This is a genomic window from Chryseobacterium gambrini, from assembly GCF_027920505.1.
Lineage (GTDB): Bacteria > Bacteroidota > Bacteroidia > Flavobacteriales > Weeksellaceae > Chryseobacterium > Chryseobacterium gambrini.
Genome location: NZ_CP115857.1, coordinates 93,067 through 104,772, shown reverse-complemented (window position 1 = coordinate 104,772; position 11,706 = coordinate 93,067). Strand labels below are relative to the sequence as shown.

General features: G+C 35.2%; 13 protein-coding genes. 5 read left to right on the top strand and 8 right to left on the bottom strand.

What is annotated here, in order from left to right; all coding sequences use genetic code 11:
• Positions 1 to 28: 28 nt before the first annotated feature.
• The 4 genes from PFY09_RS00455 to nhaA all read left to right on the top strand — a co-directional run bounded on the left by PFY09_RS00455 (position 29) and on the right by nhaA (position 5,022).
• The gene (locus tag PFY09_RS00455) at positions 29 to 1,003 is read left to right on the top strand and encodes an XAC2610-related protein (RefSeq protein ID WP_271161022.1); all 975 of its coding nucleotides are present in this window, start codon (positions 29 to 31) and stop codon (positions 1,001 to 1,003) included.
• Positions 1,004 to 1,149: 146 nt separating this feature from the next.
• Positions 1,150 to 1,515 carry a hypothetical protein gene (locus PFY09_RS00450; RefSeq protein ID WP_271161021.1) on the top strand — a complete coding sequence of 122 codons (366 nt, stop codon included), beginning with the start codon at positions 1,150 to 1,152 and terminating at the stop codon, positions 1,513 to 1,515.
• Between the two features lie 112 nt (positions 1,516 to 1,627).
• On the top strand, positions 1,628 to 3,838 hold the full coding sequence (locus tag PFY09_RS00445; protein WP_271161020.1) for a RelA/SpoT family protein: 2,211 nt from the start codon (positions 1,628 to 1,630) through the stop codon (positions 3,836 to 3,838).
• Between the two features lie 2 nt (positions 3,839 to 3,840).
• Complete coding sequence (nhaA, locus tag PFY09_RS00440) at positions 3,841 to 5,022, top strand: Na+/H+ antiporter NhaA (protein WP_271161019.1); 1,182 nt, start codon at positions 3,841 to 3,843, stop codon at positions 5,020 to 5,022.
• Here the strand turns inward: nhaA and PFY09_RS00435 are convergent.
• The gene (locus PFY09_RS00435) at positions 5,019 to 6,038 is read right to left on the bottom strand and encodes a YihY/virulence factor BrkB family protein (RefSeq protein ID WP_108411133.1); all 1,020 of its coding nucleotides are present in this window, start codon (positions 6,036 to 6,038) and stop codon (positions 5,019 to 5,021) included. The genes nhaA and PFY09_RS00435 overlap by 4 nt on opposite strands.
• Before the next feature lies 1 nt (position 6,039).
• The gene (locus tag PFY09_RS00430; protein ID WP_271161018.1) at positions 6,040 to 7,062 is read right to left on the bottom strand and encodes a DUF4421 family protein; all 1,023 of its coding nucleotides are present in this window, start codon (positions 7,060 to 7,062) and stop codon (positions 6,040 to 6,042) included.
• Between the two features lie 120 nt (positions 7,063 to 7,182).
• Here PFY09_RS00430 and PFY09_RS00425 point away from each other — a divergent pair, with 120 nt between their 5' ends.
• Entirely contained in the window at positions 7,183 to 7,656 is a 474-nt protein-coding gene (locus PFY09_RS00425; protein ID WP_108411135.1) for a 23S rRNA (pseudouridine(1915)-N(3))-methyltransferase RlmH, read from the top strand.
• A 25-nt stretch (positions 7,657 to 7,681) separates the two neighbouring features.
• On the opposite strand, the gene PFY09_RS00420 is transcribed toward PFY09_RS00425, so the two are convergent.
• The 6 genes from PFY09_RS00420 to PFY09_RS00395 all read right to left on the bottom strand — a co-directional run bounded on the left by PFY09_RS00420 (position 7,682) and on the right by PFY09_RS00395 (position 11,665).
• Positions 7,682 to 8,137, bottom strand: coding sequence for a tRNA (cytidine(34)-2'-O)-methyltransferase (locus PFY09_RS00420; RefSeq protein ID WP_116547422.1), 456 nt, complete (start codon positions 8,135 to 8,137; stop codon positions 7,682 to 7,684).
• A gap of 44 nt (positions 8,138 to 8,181) precedes the next feature.
• Positions 8,182 to 8,493 (bottom strand): hypothetical protein, encoded by a 312-nt coding sequence (locus tag PFY09_RS00415; protein ID WP_271161017.1) that lies wholly within the window; start codon positions 8,491 to 8,493, stop codon positions 8,182 to 8,184.
• A 13-nt stretch (positions 8,494 to 8,506) separates the two neighbouring features.
• Complete coding sequence (locus tag PFY09_RS00410; RefSeq protein WP_271161016.1) at positions 8,507 to 9,322, bottom strand: tetratricopeptide repeat protein; 816 nt, start codon at positions 9,320 to 9,322, stop codon at positions 8,507 to 8,509.
• The gene (locus PFY09_RS00405; RefSeq protein ID WP_076393560.1) at positions 9,319 to 9,885 is read right to left on the bottom strand and encodes a phosphatase PAP2 family protein; all 567 of its coding nucleotides are present in this window, start codon (positions 9,883 to 9,885) and stop codon (positions 9,319 to 9,321) included. Before PFY09_RS00405 ends, PFY09_RS00410 begins: the two co-directional genes overlap by 4 nt.
• A 1-nt stretch (position 9,886) precedes the next feature.
• Positions 9,887 to 10,237: a Sec-independent protein translocase subunit TatA/TatB gene (locus PFY09_RS00400; RefSeq protein WP_076393558.1), complete on the bottom strand. Its 351-nt coding sequence runs from the start codon at positions 10,235 to 10,237 to the stop codon at positions 9,887 to 9,889.
• A 195-nt stretch (positions 10,238 to 10,432) separates the two neighbouring features.
• Complete coding sequence (locus tag PFY09_RS00395) at positions 10,433 to 11,665, bottom strand: TCR/Tet family MFS transporter (protein WP_271161015.1); 1,233 nt, start codon at positions 11,663 to 11,665, stop codon at positions 10,433 to 10,435.
• Between the last annotated feature and the right edge of the window lie 41 nt (positions 11,666 to 11,706).

Genomic DNA, 11,706 nt, shown 5'->3' with positions numbered 1-11,706 from the left:
TTGTTATTTTTAAATTCAATTTATCATCATGAAAAAGCTTATTCTTCTGACATTTTCAACTGTTTTTCTGAACGCTCAAAACTATAAAATATCAGATTTTTCTAAAGATTATTATGCTACAGTTACTAAAAACTCAAGAGACAAAACATCACAGATCCTCAAAGTTTTTAGTCTAAAAAATAAAAAACCACTTATCACGCAAACGGTAAATTTAAGCGAGTATGATTTTAAAAATACCCAATCCAATATTGCAGAAATCCCATATGGTCATTATAGTATTATTATCTATGATGATTTTAATTTTGACGGTAAAAAAGACATTGCAATAAAATATGGTAATGAAAGCTGCTACGGCGGTCCGTCGTTTGTGGTTTATCTTTATGAAAATAACACATTTGTTGAAAATGCAGATTTTTCAGATTTAGCCCAAAACTATTGTGGCTTTTTTGATGTCGATAAAGCTAAAAAGCAGATTCATGTCATGACTAAGTCTGGCTGCTGTTGGCATCAATATTCTGATTTCATTATAAAAAATGGCTCACCTTTTCTTCTGAAACAATCTGAAGAAGAGCTCGATGCTTCCGGTCTTTATTATGAAACGGCAGTTAAAGAATGGAAAAACAGATACATCAATTATAAATACAAAACCATTGATACTGATATTGTAAGTAAATACATTCTTCTCTCCTACACGCTGGAAAACAACAAAAAAATGTACCTCATTAAAACTGAAACAAACCATCTGTATTATTTTTTCACTAAAAAAAACGGAGATATTGAATTTCTCTACCGTGATGTCTTTTTCTATTCAAAAAAAGAAAATTCGCTTTCTTTCGAAAGTGGCAATGTGCGTTATACGATTTTTAATAATAAGATTGAAATTAACGTGAATAATGCAAAAACCATTATTCAGGCAAAAACCGAAACGAGGAGAAATAATATCTCAAATGTTTATAATTCTTTTAAAAATGAAAATATAGAAAATCTGGAAATTATCAATTAGTAAAATCAAACTGTTTCCAATAGATACTTTCAAAGAAACTATTGTTTTTTATAGATTTTACATTAAAACATTTATTTAATTAGAATTTTATTAAAATACATGGATTAATATCACTAAATTTATAATCAAATTAAAAACTATTGCTTATGTCAAATATAGTAGCTGGATTATTTGGACATCACAGCGATTATAAAAAAATAGAAACAGACCTTGAAAACTCAGGTTTCACAGATTCAGAATATATTGTCTATCTTCATGATGATGAGTTACATTCCCAATATCTGGTAAGTGTAGCCGTAAAAGACCACCATCAGACAGATAATGCTTCCTCTATTTTCAGCCGGAATAATGTGTTAAAAACCTATCTTTTTGAAAATATAGAAATTGAGCAGGCAAATTATATGAACATCAAAAGGTTTATCGATGCCAGAAATAAAGCGGAAATCCACGACAGTCCGGATATAAAAATAAAAACCTCTACTGCCGGAATGGATTCTGAAGTAAAATTTTAACCATTCAAGATAAAAATTAATAACCGAAATCCGCAGAGCGTTCTGCGGATCTTTTAATGCTGAAAACTGCAAAAAATTTCGTATTTTCGTGTAAATATAGGCTTTTACACAAATGAGTTACGACTTAGAACAGGAAAACAAGGAGATCCTTGCAAGATATAAGGATCTGATTTCGAATACATACAGAACTTTAGATGAGGAAAATAACAAGCTCATCCGAAAGGCATTCGATATAGCGCTCGATGCGCACAAAGATCAGCGAAGAAAATCTGGTGAACCCTACATTTACCATCCAATTGCTGTTGCCAAAATTGTAGCAACGGAAATCGGTTTGGGAGCCACTTCCATTGCGTGTGCCCTTCTACATGATGTGATTGAGGATTCTGACTATACTTATGAAGACCTGAAGAAAATTTTTGGAGAGAAAATAGCCAATATCGTGAACGGACTCACGAAAATCTCCATCATGAATCATCAGAATATTTCGGTGCAGTCTGAAAACTACAGAAAACTTCTGTTGACACTGTCTGAAGATTTCAGGGTGATTCTTATTAAGATTGCAGACCGTCTTCACAATATGCGTACTCTGGAAAGCATGGCTCCGGACAAGCAGAAGAAAATTGCTTCCGAAACCGTTTATATTTACGCTCCGATGGCGCATCGTCTCGGATTATACAACATCAAATCTGAGCTTGAAGATTTATCTTTAAAATATAATAATCCGGATGTTTACAAAGAAATCACGGAGAAATTGGAGCTCGCCAAGGAAAGCCGCGAAAAATATATTGAGGAATTTAAAAAAGAAGTTTCTGAGAAATTAAATGAAGAGGGATTAAATTTCAAAATTAAAGGACGTGCAAAAGCCATTTCTTCAATTTACAGGAAAATGCTGAAACAGGGCGTTTCTTTTGAAGAGGTTTTCGACAATTACGCCATCAGAATCATTTATAAATCGGATGCCAAAAACGAAAAATTCCTGGCTTGGAAAATTTACTCCATTGTAACGGATGTTTATCACAGCAATCCATCCAGAATGCGGGATTGGATTACGCAGCCACGTTCTACAGGATACGAAAGTTTACACTTAACCGTTCTAGGTCCTGATAAAAAATGGATTGAAGTACAGATCCGTTCCGAAAGAATGGACGAAATTGCTGAAAAAGGCGTTGCAGCGCATTACAAATACAAAGAAGGCTATAAACAAAGCTCCGAAGACCGGAATTTTGAAAACTGGGTAACCGAAATCCGCGAAGTTCTGGAACAGCAGCAGGATCTTTCCACTTCGGAATTACTGGATAATATTAAGCTGAATTTATATTCAAAGGAAGTTTTTGTGTTTACGCCAAAAGGTGAGATTAAAATTTTACCGACCAATGCAACCGCTCTGGATTTTGCCTTTTCCGTTCACTCCGATCTGGGAATGAAATGTTTAGGTGCGAAAATCAACGGCAAACTCGTTCCGATTTCGTATGTTTTGCAGAATGGCGATCAGATCGATATTTTATCTTCCCAAAACCAGAAACCAAAATCCGACTGGCTTGAATTTGTTGTTACTTCAAAAGCTAAATCCAAGATCAAGAGTTATTTAAACTCACAAAAAAATCAACTGGTTGAAGACGGAAAAGAAATTTTACAGCGAAAACTGCGTCATGCGAAAATTAATTTTAATGATGAGGAAATCAATAAGCTTCAAAAATTCTTTAATCTTAAAAGTTCACAGGAATTATTTTTAAAATTCCAAAGCAACGAACTGGATGCAAGCAGTTTAAGAAAATACATTGAAAGTAAAAATGTATTCAACAACCTGCTTTCAAGATTCAGAAAATCGCCTGCGAAAAATACAACTTTTGTAGAGCCGAAAGAGCAGAATCTCGACATGATCGTATTTGGAAAAGATGAAGAAAAACTGAATTACAGCTATGCAAAATGCTGTACGGTAATTCCGGGAGACAAAATTTTCGGATTCATCACGATTTCAGACGGGATCAAAGTACACAGCGACAATTGTCCGAACGCGATCAACCTTCGCGCACAATACGATTACAGGGTAATTCCTGCGAAATGGGTGAATGCGGAAAGCTTCAAAAACAGAGTAAAAATAGAAATTGAAGGGCTCGACAGAATGGGAATGATCAATGATATTACCACCGTTATCAGTGGTGCGATGGGAATGGATATGAAAAGTATGTCCATCGAATCCAACGACGGGATTTTTACCGGAACGATCATTCTGGAAGTAAAAAATAAAAGCCAGCTCGAGCAGACCTTCACCAAACTGAATGATATTAACGGCGTCTCCAGAGTGAGACGACTACAATCTTAGATATGAATTTAACGGTATATTTTAAAAAATTTTTCGAAAGCAGTCAGGCTTCAGGAATCATCTTGATTTTCTGCGTTTTAGTTTCCTTACTTATTGCCAATTCCTCTTTTGCGGAAAGCTTTCAGCACTTTTTGGACAGAGAAGCAGGAACAGAAATTTTTCATCTGAAATATCCCGTTAGTATCTGGATTAACGACGGTTTGATGGCGATTTTCTTCCTTTTGGTAGGATTGGAAATTAAAAGGGAAATGGTGGAAGGTGAACTTTCTTCATTTAAGAATGCTTCTCTGCCGATATTTGCGGCAATCGGCGGAATGCTGGTTCCGGCAATTATTTATAGTTTTTTTAATTTCGGAACTTCATACGGAAACGGTTGGGGAATTCCGATGGCAACAGATATTGCTTTTTCACTGGCAATTATTTCTATGTTGGGAAAAAGAATTCCGAATTCCATTAAAATTTTCCTTGCTGCTCTGGCAATTGTGGACGATCTGGGAGCTATTCTCGTCATCGCAATATTTTATACAGAACAGATCCATTGGATGTATTTATTTCTATCTTTAGGAATTACTGCTTTATTATTTTTATTGAATTTCCTAAAAGTTACCCGAATTATCTTCTATCTGATTCCCGGATTATTTTTGTGGTATTTCCTTCATCATTCGGGAATTCATGCTACTATTGCGGGGGTTTTACTGGCATTTACCATTCCTACCAATGTTTCAACCGTTGAGATTTCTCCGTTAGAAAAACTCGAACATCAGCTTCATTTTCCGGTAAGTTTTCTCATTATGCCTGTTTTTGCTTTAACCAATACCAACATCACTTTCAATAACGAAATGATCGGAGGTCTTACAAGTACTTTAGGTTTGGGAATTATTATCGGATTAGTTGCCGGAAAATTAATAGGAATCAATCTTTTTTCCTTAATAGCCATAAAACTGAAACTCAGCTCTCTTCCTCAAAACAGCACATGGATGCACATGATTGGCGTAGGATTGCTTGCCGGAATTGGTTTTACGATGTCTATTTTCATCGCACTATTGTCCTTCAAGGATGAAATTCCGATTCAGGATGAGGCTAAATTTGCCATTTTAATTGCTTCTTTTATAGCAGCGGTTTCAGGTTTTTTAATTTTGAAAGTAAGCTCTAAAAATGATATTATTGAAGACGAGGAAAATTAATTTTCTTCGTTTTTTTTATCGTTAAATTTCCACTTATGATTTTCATCGCCTTCTAAATCCGGCTCAGAATTTTTTGCGTGATAGCCTTTTGCTTCTTTCTTCAGTTCATCGGAAAGCAGTTTTTCAATTCTCACTTTTCTCAGTGCCATGTTTAATTCGTTGCCGAAAAGCAGAAGATATACATTTACATTTACCCAGACCATCAGAAGAATCATACTTCCGATAGAACCGTAAAGAACGTTGTAACGGGCGATATTCTTCACATAAAGCGCAAATCCGTACGTGGTTACCACAAACAGAACCGTGGTTAAAATAGCTCCCGGAACCGCCTGTCTGAATCTCGCAATTCTTACCGTTCCCAACCAATAAAATAGAGTAAGCAGAATAAAATAAAAGATGGGAAACGATACAAATCCGATGATTTTTGAAAGGTTATCCACCAGCCACGAAATATCCTGAACCGGCGTAAAAAGTTTAAGCACAAACTCTGAATAATAGACTCCGAAAAGCGCTAAAAACACAATCGTAATAAACCCGATGGTGATGAAAAAAGACAGTATAAATTCTTTAACATCAGACATTTTTTCATCCGTATTTTCATTAAATCCATTAATGAGTGAAAACGTTCCGTTCGTTGCAAAAATCAAAGCAAAAACAATGGTTAAATTACTGATTCCCTTCATATTGGGAACAATACTCGTTTCTATATAATTTCGGACGTCACCTTCTATATTGGACGGGAATACATTATGCAGCAACACTTCAAAAATGTAGAACTGAAGCTTGTCATAATGCGGCATATACGGCAAAACGGAAAGCAGGAACAGAATAAACGGAAAAAGACTGATGGTGAAACTCCAGGAAATAGCCGCAGCTTTTCTTCCGATTTTATCTTTAAAAATACCGCTGATGTAGATCTGAAACATCTGCCAAAGCGATATTCCCAAAAAAGGAATATGTATATCGTCAAAAAATTCTTGAATTTTCAAGATGAATTTAGGAGTTTTGATGCCCATTTTACTTTAAAATATTATCTATTTTATCAAAATTTCTGTTCACAAAGGTAGGAGAATTAAACCGGAAACCAATCCCTACCCTAAATAACCATTGTGTTGCCGAATAAAAATTTTCATTTGAACTGTTGATCCAATTTAGCTGTGTTCCAGCTCCAAAGAACCATTTTCCGTCATCATATCCCATTCTTGCATTAGAATATAATCCAATATTAAACTGATGAAAGTTTTCATTCAGCAATCTGGAATAATAAAATTCAGGATAAGCTTCTACAATTATATACCAGTGATCTTTAATCTTTTTTTGTACACCACCACCTGATCTTACAGCAATTCTTATGTCTTTAGAAGGTTCATTGTTAATCGTATCATCAAAAACTTCGCCTTTATAAACTGTTTTGCCAAGATCGTTCAAAATATTATACTGGTAAAACAGTCCTGTACTCACTATAAAAACATCTTTCAGAGGTTCATACGTCATATTGTTAAAACTTCTGTACTCTTCCTTATTTCCTTTCCATAAATAGGTAGTTTCTCCTTTGAATGAGCGGTATTTCGCATTCGGAAACTGAAGATAATGATCCTCATTGTAAGCATCACCGTAAATCAGTCGTAAAAATTCTTTCGTGTCCTGAAAATAGAGTCCTTTTACCTGACTAAAATAAATATACTGCCTGATTTTGGGATTCAGAAAAAAAGTAAATCCGAAATTGAAATATTTTGATTTTCCTTTTTCCGGATCATCATTGTTGATATGAGCAAATTTTGGTGCGAAAGAAAAGCTAACATCAAGCCATCGGTAGCGCAGAAAAAATTCCGTATAAAAAGCATCATTCGGTCTTAGTCTGAATACTTTATCCTGATACAGAAGTCCAAATGAATTATGCAGATAGCTTAATCCAGCAACAGCAGATATTTTCTTCCTGTCTTCTTCTAAAAACTGCTTTATATTTTCATCGTTAATTTCCTGACTGTAAGAAATTAATGAGAAAAATAAAAATGTAAAAGAAAGTTTTCTGCTGCTCATTAATTATGGTGTTATCACAAAAATAATGATTTTTTTAAACTTGAAAACCTGATGCCAATTTTCAGATGATGAGATTCTTTAATTTATGAATATCTTTGCTGTCTAAATTTAAATTAAAAAATGCAGATTAATTTGCTTTGCATCGGCAAAACTGACGATAAGGAAATCTCTTCTTTAATCAATTATTATCTGAAACGTCTTCCCAAACACTGGAATTTTGAAATTATTGAAATTCCCGACGTAAAAAACGCAAGAAATCTTTCTCCAGATCTTCTTAAAAAAGAGGAAGCAAAGCTTTTTATGAACCACATCGACAGAACTGATTCTGTGATTATTCTTGACGAAAAAGGAAAACAGTTTACCAGCAGAGAATTTGCCCAAAAAATTGACAACTGGATGAATTCTTCCGTGAAAAAAATTCATATCCTGATTGGCGGAGCTTATGGTTTTTCAGAAGAAATCTACAGCAGAGCGAATGAAAAAATGTCGTTATCCAAAATGACTTTTACGCACCAGATGATCCGATTATTCATTGTGGAACAACTGTATCGAGCAGACCAGATTTTACAGGGAAAACCTTATCATAATGATTAAATAGGATAAGGTTTTAAAAATAATATTAAACTTTTAAGCCAATCTGTCTTTTTGCTTCGCCCACCACAAAAGCAACGGAATTGGCAATATTAAAACTTCGAATCAATTTAGACATCGGAATCGTCAGATGATTTTCAAAACGATCAAGCACATCTTTACTTAAACCCACACTTTCTTTTCCGAAAACCAGCCAGTCACCATCCTGAAATTCTGTTTCCAGATAGGATTTTTCGGCATGGGAACTCATCAGGAAAACACGCGACAAATCCGGAATATTCCGGATCCATTCGTCGACATTCTGATATTCCGTAACATCAAGATGAACCCAGTAATCCAATCCTGAACGTTTCAGATTTTTATCATTAATGACAAATCCAAAAGGATGAATTAAGTGTAATTTACTTTCTGTTCCTACACACAATCTTCCTATATTTCCTGTATTATTGGGTATTTCCGGTTCTACGAGAACGATGTTTAACATTGAATGATTTAAATTTATTTTGAAATTGGAAAAAAGATTTAAAATTAACTTTTTGTGGTGATCATCACAATTTGTGTAATTCCTTTTTCTTTAAATTTTTTCCTGATCTTATCGTCTTTAAGAACCATTACATATTTTATATCTTCAGCCGGAATTTTCTTTACAGTCTCAATATCTGTTTCTTTTTTATTGATGTAAAAGAGAGAATTTTCAGACTTTGCATCAGCTTTTTTCAAAGAAGCTTTCAAAAGTGAATTTTCCGTCGTCTTTACTTCAGTTTGCTGAGCATTTGCAACAGTCATTACTCCAAAAGTAAAAACTGCCGTTATCAATAATTTGAAATTTGGCATTTTCATGTAGTATCGTAATTTATTTTTTAACCTCACATTTAGCATACTGATCCATCAGCAAAGGCTTTTCATATCCCATACTTACTGCTTTATCCAGACTTGCACATGCTTCTTTCGGTTTTCCGGTTTCAAATAAAATCAAAGCTTTATTTACATGAGCCTGAGCAAATTTAGGATCGATAGAGATTGCTTTATTAACGTCTGCAAGCGCTTCTTTGTTTTTTTTCAGCCTAAAATAAACGTCTCCTCTTCCACTGTACAGCAAAGATTCGGGCTTCTCTGAAATAAGCTGGTTGTAATCTTTTAAAGCACCTTCAAGATCTCCGCTGTTCTTTTTCAGATTCGCCAGTCCGGTTCTTGCATAAATATTATCGGGTGCAAACGTAAGAATCTGGTTAAGATCTTTCATGGCGAGATCTTTTTTGCCTAAACTTTCATAGACTTTAGAACGGGTAAGGTAAATATCTGCGTTTTCAGGCTCAATCTGAAGCCCTTTGTTAAGATAATCGATTGCTGCCTGTTTATTTCCTTTCTGTCCGTGAATGGAGCCTAAATTGGAATATACAGCAGCGGACATAGGATTCGCTTTTAGGGCAGATTCGTAAGATTTAAAAGCCAGTGCAGTTTTACCCAGCCTTCTCTGGGCAGTTCCTAAATTGTTGTAATATTCAGACTGTAATTTCTGGATTCTTTCACTTTGAGCCAATTTGGAATATTGTTCTTCCGCACATTTATAGTCTGCTTTCTGAAAGCAGTCTTCAGCTGTTTTTTTGTCCTGTGCGTTAAGATTGAATGAAGCAAATAGTGCTGCTAGAAGGAATAAAGATTTTTTCATGAAGTTATTTTTTGTTTGTTGATTACTTTTTTTGCGAGCGCACTGAAAACCACTCCCAATAAAGATCCAACAAACGCCCCCACCAAAATATCTATCGGGAAATGCACTCCTAAATAAATGCGGCTGTATGCAACCACTGCCGCCCATACAAATATAACATAAGGAAACCATTTAAGATTCTTTTTTAATAAAATACTTAAATAAGTTGCCAAAAAAAATGTATTGGAAGCATGAGCAGAGTAAAAGCCGTACTGTCCGCCACATTTCACAATTCTCATATGATGCTCCAATGTAGGATCGTGACACGGTCTGAGTCTTGCGACCCCATATTTGAAAATACCGGCAAGCTGATCTGAAACCGTCACGCCTATACCGACAAAGATTAATATAAAAACTAAAGATCTTAGTTTATAATTCTTAAATAAAAAATAACAGAAAATAATGTAAAGCGGAATCCAGATCCATGTACTGGAAATGAGCTGCCAAAACTGATCAAAAGATTGGTCTCCCAAGTTATTGAGAAACAAAAAGACTTTTTTATCTTCCTGAATGATCTCCTCCATCCTATCTGCTTACAGGACCTTCGTAGGTTTCGTCTTCAGAAGGTTTTGGTTTTGGAGGTTCATTTTCATTGGATGCCTGAGCTGTCTGAGGTTCTGTTAAGATATCTTTCTGAATATCATTCATCGGATTGAAATCTTTCGCAGCATCTTTTACTTTCTCAATCTCACGTTTGATCTCAGAAACAGGGTTATCTGTCTCTTTCATGATCTCGGTTTTGATGTCTTCCACTGCGCCACGCATTTTTCTTACACCCGAACCCAAGTCGCGTGCAATCTGAGGAAGTTTATCCGGTCCGAATAATACAACGATTGCTATGGCAATCAGTGCCATTTCTCCAATGCTTAATTCCATACTGTAAAATTACGAAAGATATACGAAATTGGATGTTAAATATTTATTTTTAATAAAATATTAAGCTAAGACCGTAATCATTTAGTTTTATAATTCTTTAAAAATAAGACAATTAACCGATATTATTATTTAAATATAAAAAACTTATTTTTCATAAAAAAACAAATTATCAATAATTCGTTTCTTCTATCACGACTAAATTTCTTCTTTTTTACTATTTTTTTTTCTGAAATTAATATAGGTAATAATCACGCTGATCGTCATTAAAATGAAAGCCAGGAAAAAAGGCGCACCCGAAAACTGAAATGGGGCTTTATCGTGGGTGAAAAAATAAAAAAGATTGGTCATCATCGGAGGACCGATAATGGAAGTGGCACTCATTAAACTTGTTAATGCACCCTGCAATTCTCCCTGTTCATTGGCGGGAACACTTTTCGTAATCACAGATTGCAATGCGGGTCCGCAGATTCCGCCTAAACAATAAGGAACCAAAAATGCAAACATCATCCAGCCCTGTGTAGCAAATGCAAAAAGAAGCATTCCGACTGCATACAAAGCAAGACCGTAATAAATGCTTTTCTCCTCTCCCAATTTGGGCGTTGTCCATCTTATCAGACCTCCCTGAACCAATCCTACGAGCAAACCGACCACTCCTAAGGAAATCCCGACCATTCTTTCATTCCAGTTGAATTTATACATGGTAAAGAAGCTCCAGTTGCTTTGTACGGCGTGTCCTGCAATGTAAATTAAGATCAAAGAAACAATTAAACCTGAGATTTCGGGATGTTTTCCTAAAAATTTAAAAGAACCAACTGGGTTTGCTCTTTTCCAGTTGAATTCTCTTCTTTTATCTTTGTCTAAACTTTCAGGAAGGATAAAATATCCGTAAAGGAAATTCAGCAAACACAATCCTGCAGCCGCGTAAAAAGGAACTCTGGAACCATAATGTCCCAAAAGACCACCCAAAACAGGACCGATGATAAATCCAAGTCCAAAAGCAGCTCCAATCAGTCCAAAGTTTTTAGCACGGTCTTCGTCTGTGGAAATATCCGCAATATAAGCACTCGCTGTAGTTACACTTGCGCCTGTAATTCCCGCAATAACACGACCTAAAAATAGCCAGACAATGGAAGGTGCCAAAGCAAGAAAAATATAGTCTATCGCAAAGCCGAAAAGCGAGATCAGAATAATAGGTCTCCGTCCGAATTTATCACTGAGATTTCCTACAATCGGAGAGAAAATAAATTGTGTGAATGCATAGGCAAAACCAAGCCAGCCGCCATATTTTGCCGCTTCACTTATGTTACTATGAATAAGTTCTTCAATAAGTTTCGGAACCACCGGAATGATGATGCCCCATCCCGTAATATCAATCAGTAAGGTTATAAAAATGAAGCCGATAGCGGCTTTTTTTTTTGCGTTTTCCATAATGTTGCAAAAATAGTCAAATAAGGAAAAATAATGATTCT